This is a genomic window from Acinetobacter sp. YH12086, assembly GCF_013419345.1.
Lineage (GTDB): Bacteria > Pseudomonadota > Gammaproteobacteria > Pseudomonadales > Moraxellaceae > Acinetobacter > Acinetobacter amyesii.
The window spans coordinates 143,608-162,500 of sequence record NZ_VPAF01000008.1; the positions used below are offsets into that span (position 1 = coordinate 143,608).

Here is an 18,893-nt window from a genome sequence, read left to right on the forward strand (position 1 = left end):
ATAGGAAACAGGGCTGTAAACATGGAACTTTTAATTCAACCAGGCAAACTTAATTTAGCAGAATTACGTGAAGCATTTTTAAAGCCGATCAAAGTTAAGCTAGATCAGCAGGCCATTCCAGCCATTCAAGCCAGTGTCGATTGTGTTGAGCAAATTATTCGTGAAGGCCGCACGGCTTACGGCATTAATACAGGTTTTGGTTTATTGGCCTCAACTAAAATTGCGCAAGAAGATTTAGAGCAATTACAGCGTTCATTGGTTTTATCGCATGCCGCAGGTGTAGGCGAAGCGCTCGATGATTCAATGGTGCGTTTGATTATGCTGCTCAAAGCCAACAGTTTGGCGCGCGGTTTTTCAGGTATTCGTTTAAAAGTCATTGAAGCGCTTTTGGCACTTATTAATGCTGAAGTTTATCCGCATATTCCTTTAAAAGGTTCTGTAGGAGCTTCAGGTGATTTAGCACCGCTTGCACATATGTCATTGGTTTTACTAGGTGAAAGCAAAGCGCGTTATAAAGGCGAGTGGATTTCAGCTGTTGAAGCTTTGAAAATCGCAGGTCTAGAGCCGATTGCATTGGCAGCAAAAGAGGGCTTGGCACTGCTCAATGGTACACAAGTGTCTACAGCCTATGCGCTGCGCGGTTTATTTGAAGCAGAAGATTTATTTGCAGCTGCAACTGTATGCGGCGGTTTAAGTGTAGAAGCAATGCTTGGTTCACGTTCACCATTTGATGCACGTGTACATGAAGTACGAGGGCAGCGCGGTCAAATTGATGTAGCTGCTGCATATCGTGATCTATTGACTGACGAAAGTGAAATTGGTCATTCGCATGAAGATTGTGAAAAGGTACAAGATCCGTATTCGCTGCGCTGTCAGCCACAGGTGATGGGTGCATGCTTAACTCAAATCCGCCAAGCGGCAGAGGTGCTTGAAATAGAAGCCAATGCGGTATCTGACAATCCACTCGTTTTTGCCAAAGAAGGCGATGTGATTTCTGGCGGTAACTTCCATGCTGAACCTGTAGCAATGGCAGCAGACAATTTAGCCTTGGCTATTGCAGAAGTAGGTTCACTGTCTGAGCGCCGTATTTCGATGATGATGGACCGGCACATGTCACAGCTTCCACCGTTTTTGGTTGAAAATGGCGGCGTGAACTCAGGCTTTATGATCGCGCAAGTGACTGCAGCTGCCTTAGCAAGTGACAACAAAGCATTGGCACATCCTGCGAGTGTGGACAGTCTGCCAACTTCTGCCAATCAGGAAGATCATGTATCGATGGCGCCGAATGCGGGCAAACGTTTATGGTCTATGGCAGATAATGTACGCGGTATTTTAGCTATTGAATGGTTAGGTGCATGTCAAGGTCTTGATTTCCGTAAAGGCTTAAAAAGTTCTGTAAAATTAGAACAAGCGCGCAAAGTGCTGCGTGATCAAGTGCCTTACTACAGCGAAGACCGCTTCTTTGCGCCAGATATTGAACAAGCGAGTGAATTGCTTGCAAGTGGATGCTTAAACGCATTGATTCTAGAAGGTTTATTACCAAGTCTAAAATAAGTTTGTGATTGATAAATAGGGTCACATGAAGTGGCCCGATCAAATAAAAATTTCCTCATGGATTGGAGATCAAAATGTCACAAGAAGCATCACAGGGTTCTACCTTACAGCGGGGACTCAATACCCGCCATATCCGATTTTTAGCTTTAGGTTCCGCGATTGGCACAGGACTATTTTACGGTTCGGCAAGTGCCATACAAATGGCAGGGCCATCAGTACTGATTGCTTATATTGTTGCGGGTATCGCAATTTATATCGTGATGCGCGCTTTAGGTGAAATGTCTGTACACAATCCTGTTTCAGGATCATTTAGCCATTATGCAAGTAAATACATCAGTCCGTTTGCAGGTTTTACCACGGGTTGGACCTACGTTTTTGAAATGATTATCGTGGCCTTGGCTGATGTCACGGCGTTCGGTATCTACATGGGCTTTTGGTATCCCGATGTACCGAGATGGATCTGGATTCTCTCGCTGATTATGTTCTTAGGTGCAATTAACTTAATTCATGTCAAAGTCTTTGGTGAGTTAGAGTTTTGGTTATCGATTATCAAGGTCACCGCCATTATAGCCATGATTATTGGAGGTTTCGGTCTGATGCTTTATGGCTTCCATTCAGATCATGGTGCAGCAGTTTCGGGCTTACAAAACCTATGGATTCATGACGGATTTATGCCAAATGGCATTGGCGGCTTGATTGCCTGCTTATCTGTAGTGGTGTTTGCATTTGGCGGTATTGAAATTATTGGTATTACTGCAGGCGAAACAGCAGAACCGAAAAAATCTATTCCAAAAGCGATTAATGCTGTTCCTGTTCGAATTCTATTATTCTATGTACTGACTATTTTTGTGCTCATGGCGATTTTCCCTTGGAACCAAATTGGTACGCAGGGCAGCCCATTTGTACAAATCTTTGAAAATCTAGGGATTGGGTCTGCTGCTACGATTTTAAATATCGTGGTGATTTCAGCAGCAGTGTCGGCCATTAACAGTGATGTATTTGGTGCGGGACGTATGCTGTACGGCATGGCGCAAGACGGACAAGCACCGAAAGTATTTACCAAGCTGTCTAAAAATGGTGTGCCGTGGATGACAGTTGTGGTGATGGCCGGCGTACTTCTGGTCGGTGTCGTATTGAACTACCTGATTCCTAAAAATGTATTCATGATTATTGCTTCAATTGCGACTTTTGCGACGGTATGGGTGTGGCTAATGATTCTGTTGTCACAAATGGGTATGCGCCGCAAATTATCTACAGCAGAAATTAAAGCTTTAGATTTCCCTATTGTGGGCTGGCCATATGCGCCTGCATTTGCAGTGGTCTTCATGTTGTTTGTATTAGGCATCATTGCGTATTTCCCAGACTCTCGACCTGCAATCTATGTAGGTGCAGCTTGGCTAGTGATTCTATGGATTGCCTACATTGTCAAAGTACGTCCAAAAATGAACTTGAATCAGGCGAATTCTACTGCACAGCAATTTGAATCCAACTCTTAATATAACACTTCTTAATTTATACATGTTTCCGTCAAGGCAAATGCTGCGGCGGAACAGGAAATACAACAATGAAGCTTTGGTTGAATTGTCATATTGCGACAATGCAGAATGGTCAATACAGCAGTATTGAAAATGCAGCAATCGTTACAGAAGGTGAACTGATCCACTGGATTGGCAAGCACAGTGAAATTCCAAATGAAGAATTTGTAGAACGCATTGATCTGAAAGGTGCTTGGGTGACTCCCGGACTCATCGATTGTCATACCCATAGCGTATTTGGTGGCAACCGCAGTGTTGAATTTGAGCAGCGTTTGCAAGGTATGAGCTATGCTGAAATTGCGAAAAATGGCGGCGGCATTGCCAGTACGGTGTGCGCAACACGCGAGGCGACAGAAGCTGAACTGTTTCGATCTGCTTATAAGCGGATTCAATACTTGCAGCGTGAAGGCGTCACCGCGATTGAAATTAAATCGGGCTATGGGCTGGATTTAGCCAATGAGCGCAAAATGCTGAAAGTGATTCGTCAGTTAGGTGAAGCTTTACCAATGACGGTACGAAGCACCTGTTTGGCTGCACATGCTTTACCGCCAGAATTTAAAAATGCCAGCGATGAATATATTGATTACATCTGCAGTGAAATGTTGCCGCAGCTGCATGCTGAAAACTTAGTTGATGCGGTGGATGCTTTTTGTGAACATTTGGCTTTTAGCCCCCAACAAGTCGAACGTGTTTTTCAAACCGCACAAGCATTGAATCTCCCCGTTAAATTGCATGCTGAACAGTTGTCTGCCTTAGGCGGCTCGAGTTTAGCGGCTACGTATCATGCGTTATCTGCAGATCATTTGGAATATATGACTGAAGATGATGTGAAAGCTATGGCGGCCTCAGACACTGTTGCCGTGCTGTTACCGGGCGCATTTTATTTGCTTAGAGAAACACAATTTCCGCCCATAGAAAGCTTAATCGCACATGGGGTGAAAATTGCGATTTCGACAGATCTGAATCCAGGAACTTCTCCTGTTTTGTCACTACGTTTAATGATGAATATGGGCAGTACCTTGTTCCGTTTGACGCCAGAACAAACTTTGGCGGCAGTCACGATTCATGCTGCGCAAGCGCTTGGTTTACACAAGATGCATGGCAGTTTAGAGGCTGGAAAATTCGCCAATTTTGTAGCGTGGGATATTCAGCATCCTTCAGAAATCACCTATTGGCTAGGCGGAGATCTTAATCAAAAAATGATCTATAAAGGCCAGCAGGTACAGATCTAGGTTTGAATGGAATAGGAGACTTCTTTCATAAATGATTTTTAGAACTTTTAAAAATAATGATGTTAGTTCCTTCACCTTTCAGGAGAGGGTTAGGGAGAGGTTGTTTTATGCTTAAAGTTCCTCATCCTCTTGCGGAGCATACTCCTCATCCCAAAGGGAGAAGGGATTTTCATTGATAATTTAAATACTGATTAATGATCATTTTTTTCAAAGAACTCTAGTGTCATTCAATTTTTAAACCCAAGGCTTGAGCTTCGCTTTAATCCTGAGTTTTTTATTTTAAAGTGTTGAAGATTTAAAGACGGTATTCATTATGGATCATTCTTTTCAATGGCAAGGGCGGCAGGATGGAGAAGGCGCAGAACATCGGCGTATTTTCCACACCGTTAATCAATCCGATTCAGCCGAATTTGCGATTTTAGGCTTCAGTTCAGATGAAGGCGTGCGCCGCAATCGTGGACGTATCGGCGCAGCAGAAGCACCAGATTTAATCCGTAAACAATTGGCAAATTTGCCTGTGCACTCACAAGTTTCAATTTGTGACTTGGGTACAGTGGTGTGTGCTAATGGTGACTTGGAAAATGCCCAAGCTGCTTTGGCCGAACAAGTCGAAATGTCTTTACAGCAAGGCTTAAAACCAATCGTGTTTGGCGGTGGACATGAGATCGCATTTGGCAGTTTTAGCGGCATTTTCCAATATGCACAAAATACGCATCCAGAAAAAAACATCGGCATTATCAATTTTGATGCGCATCTAGATTTACGTGAAGACGTGCATGCAACTTCTGGCACACCGTTTTTACAATCGGCTCAGCTCAGCGAACAGCACGCTAAATCTTTTCACTATCTTTGTATTGGCGCAGCACAGCATTCCAATACCAAAAAGTTGTTTGATACAGCGGCGCGTTTAGGCAGTCAGTGTATTTTTGATCATGAGCTTGAAGCAGCTCAGCTGGGACATGTTTTATCTAAAATTGATCAATTTATACAAGAGGTCGATTGGCTATATGTCACGGTCGATCTCGATGTTTTTGCCGCATCGATTGCGCCGGGTGTCAGTGCGCCGGCGGTCAGAGGCATAGATTTAAAAATGTTTGAACAGCTGATGTGGCATATTCAGGGCAGTGGAAAAATCAAGTTGTTGGACATTGCAGAATGCAATCCAAAATACGATCAGGATGCAATGACAGCAAGGCTTGCAGCGTTCATTGCTTACAGTTATATATTTAACCAACAATAATTTAAAAATACAGGAACAATAATGTCTAATCTCTCTTACGCTAATGGCGGCAACGGTGCATGGCAAACTTTTTTGGCGCAGGTAGACCGCGTGGCGCCTTATTTAAGTGAAGATCTGGCCGATTATGTTGATACGTTAAAACGCCCCAAACGTGCCTTAATTGTCGATGTGCCGATTATTATGGATGATGGATCTATTCAGCACTTTGAAGGCTATCGTGTACAGCATAACCTTTCACGTGGACCGGGCAAGGGCGGTATCCGTTTTCATCCAGAAGTTGAATTAAACGAAGTGATGGCGCTCTCAGCGTGGATGACCATTAAAACCGCGGTGTTAAATTTACCTTTTGGTGGTGCAAAGGGGGGGGTGCGCGTCGATCCGCGTAAACTTTCAGCACGTGAGCTAGAGCGTTTAACTCGTCGTTATACCAGTGAAATTGCACATATTATTGGGCCGCAAAAGGATATTCCTGCACCAGATGTAGGTACAAATCCAAATGTTATGGGCTGGATGATGGATACCTATTCATCGGGTCAAGGTTATACAGTTACTGGCGTGGTTACAGGTAAGCCTGTACATTTAGGTGGATCTTTAGGCCGTGTAAAGGCTACAGGTCGCGGTGTGTATATTACAGGCTGTCAGGCAGCAGAAAAAATCGGTTTGAATATCGAAAATGCCAAAGTGAGCATTCAAGGTTTTGGTAATGTCGGTAGTGAAGCAGCCAATTTATTTTATTTATCGAATGCGAAAATTGTTTGTATTCAAGATCATACCGGAACGATTTATAACGCAAGTGGACTAGATTTAAATGCTCTACACACTTATGTGCAGGAAACCCTAGGTGTTGCAGGCTTTAGCGGTGCAGACAAAATTGACAATGAAGCATTTTGGGATATTGAGACGGACATTATCATTCCTGCAGCTTTAGAAGGTCAGATTACAGTAGAACGCGCACAGCGTTTAAAAGCCAAAATGATTTTGGAAGGAGCAAACGGACCGACCTATCCTGAAGCGGATGATATCTTAACTGAACGTCAAATTACGATTGTGCCAGATGTAATTTGTAATGCAGGCGGTGTGACAGTCAGTTACTTCGAATGGGTACAAGATATGGCGAGCTATTTCTGGAGTGAAGCCGAAATTAATGACCGTTTAGATAAATTGATGATTCAAGCGGTGGAAGATGTATGGTCATGTGCTATAGAGAATAGCTGTACCTTACGTACAGCAGCTTATATTTTGGCATGTGAACGTATCTTGAAAGCGCGTAAAGAGCGAGGAATATTCCCAGGCTAAACATTTAGCATTTTTTAAAATGATTGATATTTTAAAAAACAATTTAAAAAACAAATGGTTGCATAAGTGTTAGTTAAGACGTCCAATTGAGAACATATTATTTTCTTATAAGATGAGATATTCAATTGTATTTTATTTGATCAATTGTTTTGAAGTGTTAGCAAGGCTTGGCAAGAGAATTGAAAGTGCTATATTTAAATCACGGTAGGTCATAAAACGACGCTACCAATAAGTTGGACGGATCAATGACAGCTCGTTGAGTTTCGTAATATTTTAGTCTTAAGATATTGCAGACAATAAATCAGCACTAGCCTTCCAACATAGAGCCCGCAGCGATGCGGGCTTTTTAATGCCATTTTAGATTTGAAAATATAGTGCTTTTGTCAAACAATAATTAAATAGTCAACCTATGTTATTGATATATAGTTACTAAAGTAAAATAAGTTTACATTGCCATGAAATCTAACATTTACAAAGCAAGTTAATGTGTAAAGGTGTGATATAAAAAATGCAATTATTAAAACAAGTAGAGACGTTACCATGACACAGATGATTGACATAAAGGTAAAGGACCAATTTAGTCAGGTTTATGAAGCACAAGCTTTGGTGCGTAATCCTTCAGAAGAAGATTCAAGAGGGCTGTTTCATCGCATTGAACATATCATTATTGCAGGTGAAATCATCCTACCCAGTATCGAACTACTTTTTGAAAGTCAAAAATCGGACAGTATTTACAAGCTTTTAGAAGCTTAAATTGAATGAATAAAAAACTCACCTTAATGGTGAGTTTTTTATTTTTAGAGATAGAACTTTAAGCTGTTTTATCTGCTTTAAATTGATTCAAAATATAAGAGAGTAACTGATAGCGCGTCATCGGATTGCTAGAAGACAGTTCAACGTCTTGTTTACGCACTTGAATTTCTTGAGTTAAAACTCCAGCTTGAAAACGTTGCACGATCATATGATCTTTTGATACATCATGGTCGGTCAGCACTAGTTTTGGTCCAAGGTGCAGATGCCCAATCGCATCTAGACATTGTTCAAGGCTGCTATATAGGTTGAAAAGGATGAGTGCCTGATCATTAGAATAATTGGCTAAATTCATTTTTATTATCCATGGTCAAAAATTATTGAGCAGGAATAGTGTATACGAATTGAGCAACAATAATCTGTATGGATTATTTTTCATTTAATGTCTATCTAGGTGACTTTGGTTAATTCATTGAGACAGCTTAAATCTTTATGAAAAATAAGTTGGAATTCGCTTTAAATTAAAGCGGCTTGAATACAAGCGGGACATCATAACGGGCAAATTCTTCAATGATACTGTTTAAAACCAATTGAGCTTGAGGTTCCGCTGCTGTAAAGGTGAGTTCTTGGTTCGTTTGGCTGTTGAAGCATTCAACTTGTTCTATACGCCAAATTGTTTCAATGGCTGTATTTTGAATGACCACACGTCTAGGCTGTAATTCATCACTAATTTTTCGTGGCATGACATAGGTAATGGCCAATTGAACATTAGGCAATTCGTCTTGTGAGGTTAAGAAGGTAAATACCCAATTGCCAATTTTGCTGAGTTGCATAGGATTATCGAAAGAATCAAATTCTAAACAAAACTGTTGTGACATTGACATGCTCAAACGCTAGGAGGTCGGTTTTATTCTTGCGATTTTTTACTGTTAATTGACATTAGGGGAAGGTCGTATAAAACAGCAGTTAAAACCATAAAAGAAATAAGTGAATCGATAAAGTTAATAAAATTCAATTCTTTATATTGATTTGTGTGAAGAATAACTCACCTCATTAAGTTGTTTTTTGAATGAGAAGTGAGGAAAAGTCTCTAAGTCAAACCAGTTGTTGCAGATTTTTTATACTGTAATTAATTTGCTGTAATGCATGTTGTAAGAGTTTAGGTTGAATATTGGATTCATTTAGACAGGTTATCCATTGCATCTGACAGGCTTTTAATTCTGCAATGTCCGTGGCCTGTTGAATATTAAGCATTAATTTTTTTGCCATCAGCCCACAATAACGCTGTAAGTAACTGCACATAAAATTCTGTAACTCATCAAAATCGTGCTCGATGAAATCAATGATTTGTTCTGCTAATACAGGGTTGTTTGATGTTATGTTTTCAGGTATGGCTTGATTAAATTGATGGGGTATAAAGCCAATTGCATCCATTGGCAGGGGGTCAGTTATTTCGTGCTGTGAATGAGTATGAGGAACTTCCATCGTTGGCATTGAAATTTTATCAAGTGTGACATTTTCTTGCGCTATGCGATCGGATGTCTTTGTTGACGCTATTTTAGGTGTATTAAAAGCAGAAAAATCGGAGTTTTGAAGGCGTAGATGATCATGTGCTGTAATTGGCTGAATCAGCCCAAGTTCCATTAGTTGCTCGAGCAATGTCTCTTCAGCAATCCGCTGCTGATAATGCACTGGCATTTGGTTAAAGTCATCACTACCAATTAAGAGTAGCAGACGACGTTGTCTTGCATTTAATGCGAGTTGTCGGTCTTTTAAAGTTTGAAAACCCAGCTCAGTTTTTTGATAGTTGAACATGCCTTAATTCCATAGCTCAAAAGAATTAAGGCAATCCTATGCAGTGATAATGACAGTAATATTAAGAAAATATTAAACAATCAATGATTTATAGAGTAATGACAGCAGAGTTTTCTAAAGCTTTGCGTAAATATGGGTCTAAGTCATCTTGACGTAATAGCCATTGCACATAGTCCGCAGGTAATTCTGCAATTGCGGTACCACGGTGTTTACCAAAATTAATACTGCGTGGAATGCGAGCATCTTCCGAAGCTTCGTATAATTCTTCGATGCTGTTGATTTTTAAGTGATGCACAATATGCATCAAAATATTGGCAGTTAAAATAATATCCATATCTGCGCGGTGAGCTTTACGGATCATTTCACGGGCTTTTTCACTGCCTTTGGTGATCATATATATCAAGGCAGAAATATTATGCGCTTCTGCATCAGGCCATACTCGACGAGCTAGCGCAAGGGTACAAATGGCTTTGATTTTTGAACTATCTACACCGCATTTTTCGAGCGCTCGAATATCGTAGTCGATATTATGCCCAATGATATATGTCGTCTCTGATGGGAGTTCAAAACTGCTGTAGTGGGGCTGACCTTCAAGATCTGATTCTAAAATATGATGAACAGCCATCGCTGCAAAAGAAATAGCTTCATCACAACGATATAGTTGATCAAAAATTTTAGATTTATCTAAGGTGATTTTGGCATCTGCCACCTGAATTGGAGCATAGGCAATCTCGATGGGTTGTCCATTTAGTGTATGGGTTTCTGTGTCGAGAATGATGGCTTGCATGTCCAGTTCCAGCATGTTGAATAATGTTTATGAATGTACATGATCACATCCACACTGACAAACCCATGCTGTGATTATTTGTAGGAATATTATGAAGATGGCTGCGCAGTGTTTAAATAATCTGCTTTTATCGCATCTGCCGAAATAAAACCTTTACAGCGGGATAAAGCTAAACCATCTTCTAAATCGACTTATTTTAAAGGCTTTTGTCCATCGTGATATCCAAAAATGTCGCTAAGTGGATTAAGCACTAGAGTATGTTCACGATCAATGGCATGGTGGTTTTTCGGCTTTACTTTTGTGCATATGTTTGTGTAGTTGGCAGGGGGTACAGCATTTTTGTTGATTTTACATTTTGCTTTAACCTCCGAAAAATAGCCCAATCTGTATCCAATGATCAGAAATATAAGTTCAGCCATTTTTCTGAGATCGGGGTGGCTAATTTATTTGAATGCTGTTAATCCATATCGAGCTAAAACAAAGTTTTAGTTCTATATTAATGTGATAAATTAAAATAAGAGTAGTTGCTTAAAAATTAGGCTTGAACAAAAGTTTGTTCCATGTATTTAATGATTCATATTCAATGAAAAATTGACTTAAAAACAACAAACAAAAGGATCATGGAATGAAAATGCTGCGTTTAACGGTTTTAGTCAGCAGTGCGCTATTTTTAGCAGCCTGCGGTAATGATAGTAATGACCAACAATTTAGTAATCCTGAAACAAACGCTGATCTCAATCAGATCAAAAATCCGGTGGTAACTACAACAGCCTATAGTCAAGACAATATGCCTGCTGTGAGTGCAGACAGCCGATTGATGACCTATAAAATGCTAGGAGTAGATGGCAAAGTTGTTCAAGCCACAGCCTTAGTCTTTACCCCAAAAACAGTTGCTCCGGCAGGTGGTTGGAAAATTGTGGCTTGGGCACATGGAACGACCGGTGTGGCTGATAAATGCGCTCCGAGCCGACAAGGTTTGCAAGGCACTGAATATTTATTGCAAATGTTATTGGCAAAGGGTTATGTCGTTGTGGCACCCGATTATGAAGGATTAGGGGAACCTAGTGGACGTGAAAACCATCCTTATCTGAATCTAAAAAGTGAAGCCTTTTCGATTACCGATGCCGTTGTCGCTGCTCGAAGTTACTTAACCAGTCAAGGTAAAGCGGTGTCGAAGGATTGGCTTTCGATCGGACATTCTCAAGGTGGTCAAGCCGTATTAGGTGCAGCTGAATTCGCATCGCGTGCTGACTTAAATTATAAGGGAACGATTGCCATAGCACCTGCAAATAATCTTGCGCTCATTCTTGACGCAGGCGAGAAGTTAGCTGTAGGTAAACCTGCAACCGTGCAAAGTATGATTTATGCACCTTTAGACAGTTTTACTGCGCAGATCATTGCGGGTATGCAAGGGCATAAAAACAGTGTGGATTATTCAAAAGTATTTAGTGGACATCTGGCTGCGATTGCACCTCAGGCTGAAACAGTGTGTTCAGGCGAGTTAACCAAGTTAATTCAAGATGACATGCTCAGTTATGCGAGTCAGAACACGACTTTGGATAACTATGGTCGAACTCAGCCTGATTTCTTAACTTTAAAGCCAATCCAAAACTTTATGAGTGAAGGTTCACAGCCTTTAACGACAGCGGTGAAAACGCCGATCATCATTTATCAAGGTAAAGCCGATCAGATCATTCCAGCAGATGCGACTAAATTTATGATTAGCCTTGCTAAGCCGGGAACATCGATTGACTATCGCGAGCAAGCGACAGCAGATCATATTAGTATTTATACCGATAATCTGGCAAATTTTGTGCAAGATGTAGAGACTCTCATGCCAAATCAATAAGTTGATTTGACTTAAATAGTGCTCGTGCAGATTCAACACGGGCATTATTTATTTAAAAACAGCACAAACTTCCCTCTCTCATTTCTAAAACTTCATGCTACAATACGCGCCAATCTTAGCACGGCTTAAAAGCCCTAATTTAATAGGACCTCGCTAATGTTTGCCAATACCTCTATTGCTCAATTTGACCCTGAATTAGCTCAAGCGATCTCGAATGAAGATGCTCGCCAAGAAGCGCACATTGAGTTAATCGCTTCAGAAAACTACTGTTCACCTGCAGTAATGGAAGCTCAAGGTTCAAAACTTACTAACAAATATGCAGAAGGCTACCCTGGTAAACGCTACTACGGCGGTTGCGAGTATGTAGACGTGATCGAACAATTGGCCATTGACCGTGCTAAAGAATTGTTTGGTGCTGATTATGCAAACGTTCAACCACACGCTGGTTCACAAGCAAACTCTGCAGTTTACCTTGCGCTACTTAACCCAGGCGATACAGTTTTAGGTATGAGCCTGGCTCACGGTGGTCACTTGACTCACGGTGCTAAAGTTAGTTTCTCTGGTAAAACTTACAACGCAATTCAATACGGTTTGAACCCAGAAACTGGCGAAATCGACTATGAAGAAGTTGAACGTTTAGCTGAAGAACACAAGCCAAAAATGATCGTGGCTGGTTTCTCTGCGTATAGCCAAGTTGTTGATTGGCAGCGTTTCCGTGATATCGCGGACAAAGTTGGCGCTTACTTATTCGTAGATATGGCTCACGTAGCTGGTCTTGTTGCTGCTGGTGTTTACCCAAGCCCAGTACAAATTGCTGACGTAACTACAACGACTACACATAAAACACTTCGTGGTCCACGTTCTGGTTTAATCCTTGCGAAAGCAAATGAAGAAATCGAGAAAAAATTACAATCAGCTGTATTCCCAGGTAACCAAGGTGGTCCTTTAGTTCACGCTGTAGCGGCTAAAGCGATCTGCTTCAAAGAAGCAATGGCGCCTGAATATAAAGCTTACCAACAACAAGTTGTTAAGAATGCGCAAGCAATGGCTGAAGTTCTAATCGAACGTGGTTATGATGTTGTTTCTGGCGGTACTAAGAACCATTTGTTCTTATTATCTTTAATTAAACAAGACATTACTGGTAAAGATGCCGATGCTTGGTTAGGTGCTGCTCACATTACTGTGAACAAAAACTCAGTACCAAACGACCCACGTTCTCCATTCGTGACTTCGGGTATCCGTATCGGTACTCCTGCTGTAACAACACGTGGTTTTGGCGAAGCTGAAGTACGTGACCTTGCAGGCTGGATCGCTGACGTTCTAGATAGCAAAGGTGACGAAGCTGTGATTGCTGCAGTGAAAGAAAAAGTTGCTGCTGTTTGCGCTAAATTTCCAGTTTACGCAAAATAAGTCTGACTTGAGAAAGCCCCCTCAAGGGGGCTTTTTTTATGTCATCAGAAAAATTCAAAAGTTATCTAAACATTTATATTTCTGTTATAACGGAATAAGAGATAACAAAAAATTTGCCCATCGCTATAGATCTGTTGGCAAGGTCGCAAAGGAACTTTATATGAAAAAACCCAATATTATTCTTTCAGAACAAGATTTACATCGTTTAGAAACCATGTTGGAGCATCAGTCTAAGCTGACGCCGACGATGGAGCATTTGGAAGATGAGATGGCGCGCGCTGAAGTGGTTGCTCCACAAGATGTCCCTGCCAATGTGGTGAGTATGAATGCCAAAGTTCTCATTAACATTGCACCTGCGACAGAAGCAACCGAAATTACACTGGTCTATCCACATGATTTTCGTGGCGATAAAGGTCAAGTCAATGTTTTGGCTCCAGTGGGCGCTGCCATTTTAGGTTTGGCTGAAGGGCAGGAAATAGAATGGCCGCAGCCTGATGGTCATACCATGAAAGTCAAAATCATTAAAGTGCTCTATCAACCTGAGCGTGAAGGGAATTATCTATAATTCCGCTGTGATATACAGATAAAATCCGCACACAAAGCCATCGATACCGATGGCTTTTTTATTTTTTCTTTATTGCATTTTTAGATATGAAATGTGCAAATGTTGTTAAGCAGATTTCATTACAACCATAGCAGTTTAACTTGGGAAAACTGTCAAATAATTGACAGAGTCATGGGCACGAAGTCGGCACACTTTATTTCAACAACACCATCGTTGCTTAATAATTTGAAGAATAAGGTAGAGCCCTATGACACAATTAGAATCGAATCATTACAATCCAGACTATCAATATCAGCATATTGAAGTAAAACCTGTAACCGGTCGTATTGGTGCGGAAATTTCTGGCATTCAGTTGTCTGGAAATTTAGACAAAAGCGTGGTCGATGAATTTAATCATGCACTATTAAAATATAAAGTTGTATTTGTGCGTGGACAGCAAGATCTCACAGATTTAGAACAAGAAGCCTTTGCACGACTTTTAGGTAATCCGTTGAATCACCCAAGTGTGCCACTCAAAGATGGTACAGCACATACTTTGTCAATTGACTCACGTGGTGGGCGTGCAGACTCGTGGCATACCGATATTACGTTTTTGCCCAATTATCCTAAAGCCACAATTTTAAGAAATGTAGTTGCACCTGAACATGGTGGCGATACGGTTTGGGCCAATACCGTGACCGCTTATGAAGATTTAAGTCCTGAGCTGCAAAAGTTGGCGGAACAATTACGCGCGGTGCATAGCAACAGTTATGACTATGCGGCGCCGAAAGGTCAGTACAATGAAGAAGGTCGCCATTTATTCCGTACTGCAGTAGAAGTGGAAACTGAGCATCCTTTGGTGCGTGTACATCCTGAAACAGGTGAAAAAAGTTTGGTGTTGGGTCACTTCTTTAAACGCTTCAGTGGATACAGTCCGGCACAGTCACGACGATTATTTGAACTCTTTCAAGAGCAAATCGTGCAATGGGAAAATATTGTGCGTTGGCGCTGGGCGGTTGGTGATGTTGCAATTTGGGATAATCGTGCGACGCAGCACCGTGCCATCAATGACTATGGTGATGAGCTACGTATCGCCTCACGTGTCACTATCGAGGGCGATGTGCCTGTCGATGTAAATGGTCAGCCGAGTACTGTACTGAAAAATATTCAAAACACCGACATTTCAAACTTCCGTGCTGAAGCAGGCCGTATTTATGAGAAAGCATCTTAAGTATTAGAGCGTCATTTAAAACAGCATAAAAACAGATAAATAATGCGAAAAACAATGGTTTTACATTTTTCAGCACTTGCCTAAGATCAATGAGATCTTAGGCATTTTTTTATAGACGTGAGCGATCAAAAGAACACAGCCCAACAGCATTTGTTGCAAATTTTGCGTAATGAAGACATCTTTCAGGGCTTTAGCGATCAGACTTTAGAACAGCTTGTGCAACAGGTGAAATATTCACGATTTCATTCGCAGCAGCACATCTTAAAACAACAACAAATCGTGCAAGATATTTATATTTTGCTTTCAGGTACGCTACAAATTGGTTGGTTGCAAAATAATGGTGAATTGATTGTAAATGACTATATCCGTCGCCAGTCGGTATTTAATTTTGTCGCACTCTTACAACAAAAGCCTTTGAATTATGATTATTTTGCTGCGACACACGTCGAGGTGGCAATCATTTCTGGAACAAGGTTTTTAGCAGTTTTACAGCGTGATCCGAAGGCGCTTTGGAATGTCGTGCAATCTCTCAGTCGACGCATGTATTTGATGTTTGAGCATAATCGTTATTTGCGAACGGCAACGCTAGAGCAGCGTATTGCTAGACATTTGATTCGACTCTATGAGCAATATGGATGTCGGCAGGAAATTCCCCTGAAACTCAGTCAGCAGGAATTTGCAGAGTCTTTTAATATTTCACGCCAAACCTTGAATAAACACTTACAGCAATTTGTCCAAACACAGGTGATCGCGTGGAATTATGGACAAATCGTGATCTTGGATCTTGAGCGTTTAAGGCGAATGAGTGAACTTGATGAATAACTAGATTTAAAATTTGACGAGAAGCCATTATCGCAAATGGCTTCATTAACCTTACCTAAATTAGTGCTTACTGATTTTATCCAAATATCCCATCATAAAAGCAGAAAAAACAAAGGTTAAATGCATGATGATGTACCACATGATTTTGTCATTGGGGATGTTTTTCGCATCCATAAAAATACGCAATAAATGAATCGAAGAAATTGCCACGATTGATGCTGCAACTTTGAGTTTTAATGAATTGGCATCCATGGTGCCGAGCCAGTTCAAGCGATTGGTCGATTCATTTATTTTCAGTTGGGAAACAAAGTTTTCATAGCCTGAAAACATCACCATCACAATCAGTCCGCCCACCATAGTCATATCGACCAAAGAGAGGATGACTAAAATCAGGTCAGCTTCTGAATATTCTAAAATATGCGGAAGGACATGAATGACTTCTTGGAAAAATTTAATCGCGAGCAGTAGCAGTGCAAAGGATAATCCAAAGTACACGGGAGCCAGAATCCAACGTGCTGCATACATTGTGTTATGGAAAAAACGTTCCATTTAAGCCTCTAAATTTATTGATCTAATATTTGGTTCTAAAGTATATGGATTAAATTTTACGATAATTTTGATAATAATTCATGTAGAGTCAGTTGTTTAATTTAAATCTAGATTGAATCTTTGGGTATCTTAAGCTTGAATTCATCTGTTTAGGTCATCATATCCATTCAAATGATGCTGTATGGCTGCTTTGGCGGATCTATAGGCAACGGTTGAATTTGATGGCGAAATTTGACTGATGAAATAGATGTATTTTTTGCAAAATACTACAAGACTTTTATGGCAAAACTTGTAGTATAAAAATGATTTTATTGAGTTTAATTGGCTATGTCACAAATTGATGTATTGGTGCCGTTAAAGGATATTACGGTAGATCGGGCGGAAGTGCTTTCGATTAAGCGGAATGACCTTGTGCCATTACTGACCGATCAATATCGTCTAAATCATTATGCAGATCAATTAATTCAAGCACAGTCGGTGCTGCTAGATGGTGTTGACCCTCAATTGACGAAACAACTTAGTCAAACTATTGAACAGTTGATTCAAGCTCTAGCCAATTCAAAAAAATATTTAAAAACACGCAAATTTAATGCCCTGCAAAAATGGTTAGGCATCGATTTGGAATATGGTTCAGGACAAGTTGAATATTACAAAAATCTAGATCAATTACTTGATCGGGCAAATCATCTGAGCCAAAAGTTACAGTTAGAAATTCAAAAGTCCCAAGCACGTTTTAATCAATTGCAAGGCTTACGTGAGCAAATGGCGCGCTATATCGTCGCGGCTGAAGAGTTCTTGGTGGAATACCCACAGTTTGTGAAAAATCAGCATCCGCTTGACAACTTTGCAGAACGTTTATCGAAAAAGGTGAATACGTTGCAAACCTTACAAGCCAGTAATGATATTGCAATTACGCAAATGCAGCTTTCTCAGCAGCTTTCTTTTGAATTATTAGATCGATATAAGGAAGCTCAGCAGGTGTTGATTCCAGCATGGCAATATCATGTGAAACAAAGTCGTCAAAGTAACTCGACAAGTTCATTGGAAAAGCTTGATAATAGCCGTGAAAATTTGATTAAAACTTTAAAAAAATCATTAGAGAATTCCTCTAAGTCTTAGAAATATAAGGTGAGTTATGACCGATTTAGATGCCAAAAATTTACCCGTTGAAGTAAGCAAAGAATTGACTGAAGAAAAATTTCAGCAACTCAATTTGCAGGAAATTGGCTTACAAACTTCCGATTTTCACGAAGTCGAAGCTGCACGTAAGGAATTGGCAGATTTAAGTCATAATAGTGTTGCTGAATTTGGTAAAAACATTGCCACCAAGACGTCGACCTATACCGATGAATTATTAAATTTGGTGCAAAATAAAGATCTAGATGCGACAGGTCAAAAGCTCAATCAGGTGGTCCAAGTCGCACAGCAACTAAACACCACGAGCATTTTAAATAAATCTAAAAGCTCAGGATTTTTTGGTGGTTTACTGAGTAAATTTAAAGGTGCCAAGCAAAGTTTTGATCAGCACTTTAATACCACCAAAGAGCAAATTGATGCGTTGGTCAAAGAAATTGAAACTTCGCAAAATGGCTTAAAAGCGCGTGTAAATACCTTAGATAAAATGTTTGAAGGCGTACAAGACGAATATAAACAATTAGGGGTGTATATCGCCGCAGGTAAGTTGAAAGAGCAAGAAATTCAACAGGAAATTACAAGATTAACCACTCAAGTTCAAGATCAAACCACTACGCAAAAAATCTATGACCTCAATCATTTGGCAAATAATCTTGAAAAACGTGTGAGTGATTTACAGATCTTGCAACAGTCTGCAATGCAGACCTTGCCGATGATTCGCATTATTCAATCCAACAATTTGATGTTGGTCGATAAATTTTATGCTATTAAAAATATCACCTTACCGGCTTGGAAAAACCAAATTAGCTTAGCGATTTCATTGCAAGAACAAAAGAACAGCGTGCAATTGGCAAATAGCATTGATGATGCGACCAATGACCTATTAAAACGCAATGCAGATTTGTTGCATCAAAACTCTGTCGATACAGCGAAAGCCAATCAGCGTTCAGTGATTGATATCGAAACACTTGAACATGTGCAAAATACCCTCATTAAAACCGTTAATGATGTGATTCAAATTCAGAAAGAAGGTGTGCAAAAGCGTGAAGAAGCAACGACACGTATTCGTGCCTTACAAAACAATTTGAATCATTTAGTAATTGAATCGAGTGGTTCAAACCCTTCTTCATAAGCTGTGAGGGAGG

Annotated in this window: 18 protein-coding genes; 13 read left to right on the forward strand and 5 right to left on the reverse strand. The window is 40.4% G+C overall.

Going from position 1 to position 18,893, the window contains the following annotated elements:
* The first annotated feature begins 21 nt into the window (after nt 1-21).
* From hutH to FTU29_RS10830, 6 genes are all read left to right on the forward strand, one after another.
* On the forward strand, nt 22-1,554 hold the full coding sequence (gene hutH / locus FTU29_RS10805; protein WP_180094791.1) for a histidine ammonia-lyase: 1,533 nt from the start codon (nt 22-24) through the stop codon (nt 1,552-1,554).
* A 74-nt stretch (nt 1,555-1,628) separates the two neighbouring features.
* Nucleotides 1,629-3,050, forward strand: coding sequence for an amino acid permease (locus tag FTU29_RS10810; RefSeq protein WP_180121785.1), 1,422 nt, complete (start codon nt 1,629-1,631; stop codon nt 3,048-3,050).
* Between the two features lie 68 nt (nt 3,051-3,118).
* The gene (gene hutI, locus FTU29_RS10815) at nt 3,119-4,321 is read left to right on the forward strand and encodes an imidazolonepropionase (RefSeq protein ID WP_180121786.1); all 1,203 of its coding nucleotides are present in this window, start codon (nt 3,119-3,121) and stop codon (nt 4,319-4,321) included.
* Nucleotides 4,322-4,634: 313 nt separating this feature from the next.
* Nucleotides 4,635-5,561, forward strand: a complete 927-nt coding sequence (hutG, locus tag FTU29_RS10820; protein ID WP_180121788.1) for a formimidoylglutamase — start codon at nt 4,635-4,637, stop codon at nt 5,559-5,561.
* Between the two features lie 21 nt (nt 5,562-5,582).
* Nucleotides 5,583-6,857 carry a Glu/Leu/Phe/Val dehydrogenase gene (locus FTU29_RS10825; RefSeq protein ID WP_180121790.1) on the forward strand — a complete coding sequence of 425 codons (1,275 nt, stop codon included), beginning with the start codon at nt 5,583-5,585 and terminating at the stop codon, nt 6,855-6,857.
* Nucleotides 6,858-7,397: 540 nt separating this feature from the next.
* Nucleotides 7,398-7,610, forward strand: a complete 213-nt coding sequence (locus FTU29_RS10830) for a hypothetical protein (RefSeq protein WP_111885766.1) — start codon at nt 7,398-7,400, stop codon at nt 7,608-7,610.
* A gap of 58 nt (nt 7,611-7,668) precedes the next feature.
* Here the strand turns inward: FTU29_RS10830 and FTU29_RS10835 are convergent, their stop codons facing one another.
* From FTU29_RS10835 to FTU29_RS10850, 4 genes are all read right to left on the reverse strand, one after another.
* Nucleotides 7,669-7,962 (reverse strand): hypothetical protein, encoded by a 294-nt coding sequence (locus FTU29_RS10835; protein ID WP_180109804.1) that lies wholly within the window; start codon nt 7,960-7,962, stop codon nt 7,669-7,671.
* Between the two features lie 166 nt (nt 7,963-8,128).
* Nucleotides 8,129-8,485, reverse strand: a complete 357-nt coding sequence (locus FTU29_RS10840) for a hypothetical protein (protein WP_180008268.1) — start codon at nt 8,483-8,485, stop codon at nt 8,129-8,131.
* 217 nt (nt 8,486-8,702) lie between these two features.
* Nucleotides 8,703-9,422, reverse strand: a complete 720-nt coding sequence (locus FTU29_RS10845; RefSeq protein ID WP_180121792.1) for a hypothetical protein — start codon at nt 9,420-9,422, stop codon at nt 8,703-8,705.
* Between the two features lie 88 nt (nt 9,423-9,510).
* Nucleotides 9,511-10,209, reverse strand: a complete 699-nt coding sequence (locus FTU29_RS10850) for a 3'-5' exonuclease (RefSeq protein ID WP_180004204.1) — start codon at nt 10,207-10,209, stop codon at nt 9,511-9,513.
* Nucleotides 10,210-10,834: 625 nt separating this feature from the next.
* Between FTU29_RS10850 and FTU29_RS10855 the strand changes: the two genes are divergently transcribed.
* The 5 genes from FTU29_RS10855 to FTU29_RS10875 all read left to right on the forward strand — a co-directional run bounded on the left by FTU29_RS10855 (nt 10,835) and on the right by FTU29_RS10875 (nt 16,065).
* On the forward strand, nt 10,835-12,058 hold the full coding sequence (locus FTU29_RS10855; protein ID WP_180121794.1) for an alpha/beta fold hydrolase: 1,224 nt from the start codon (nt 10,835-10,837) through the stop codon (nt 12,056-12,058).
* A 156-nt stretch (nt 12,059-12,214) separates the two neighbouring features.
* Entirely contained in the window at nt 12,215-13,468 is a 1,254-nt protein-coding gene (gene glyA / locus FTU29_RS10860; RefSeq protein WP_111885761.1) for a serine hydroxymethyltransferase, read from the forward strand.
* Between the two features lie 160 nt (nt 13,469-13,628).
* On the forward strand, nt 13,629-14,033 hold the full coding sequence (rnk, locus tag FTU29_RS10865; RefSeq protein ID WP_078192900.1) for a nucleoside diphosphate kinase regulator: 405 nt from the start codon (nt 13,629-13,631) through the stop codon (nt 14,031-14,033).
* A gap of 247 nt (nt 14,034-14,280) precedes the next feature.
* A complete protein-coding gene (locus tag FTU29_RS10870) occupies nt 14,281-15,243 on the forward strand; it encodes a TauD/TfdA family dioxygenase (RefSeq protein ID WP_180121796.1) in 963 nt (320 codons plus the stop codon).
* 117 nt (nt 15,244-15,360) lie between these two features.
* On the forward strand, nt 15,361-16,065 hold the full coding sequence (locus FTU29_RS10875) for a Crp/Fnr family transcriptional regulator (RefSeq protein ID WP_180121798.1): 705 nt from the start codon (nt 15,361-15,363) through the stop codon (nt 16,063-16,065).
* A gap of 60 nt (nt 16,066-16,125) precedes the next feature.
* Here FTU29_RS10875 and FTU29_RS10880 read toward each other — a convergent pair whose 3' ends face one another.
* On the reverse strand, nt 16,126-16,614 hold the full coding sequence (locus FTU29_RS10880) for a TIGR00645 family protein (RefSeq protein ID WP_078189122.1): 489 nt from the start codon (nt 16,612-16,614) through the stop codon (nt 16,126-16,128).
* A 327-nt stretch (nt 16,615-16,941) separates the two neighbouring features.
* Here FTU29_RS10880 and FTU29_RS10885 point away from each other — a divergent pair, with 327 nt between their 5' ends.
* Nucleotides 16,942-17,733: a tellurium resistance protein gene (locus tag FTU29_RS10885; protein ID WP_078192897.1), complete on the forward strand. Its 792-nt coding sequence runs from the start codon at nt 16,942-16,944 to the stop codon at nt 17,731-17,733.
* Between the two features lie 16 nt (nt 17,734-17,749).
* The gene (locus tag FTU29_RS10890; protein WP_180121800.1) at nt 17,750-18,880 is read left to right on the forward strand and encodes a toxic anion resistance protein; all 1,131 of its coding nucleotides are present in this window, start codon (nt 17,750-17,752) and stop codon (nt 18,878-18,880) included.
* Nucleotides 18,881-18,893: the final 13 nt, after the last annotated feature.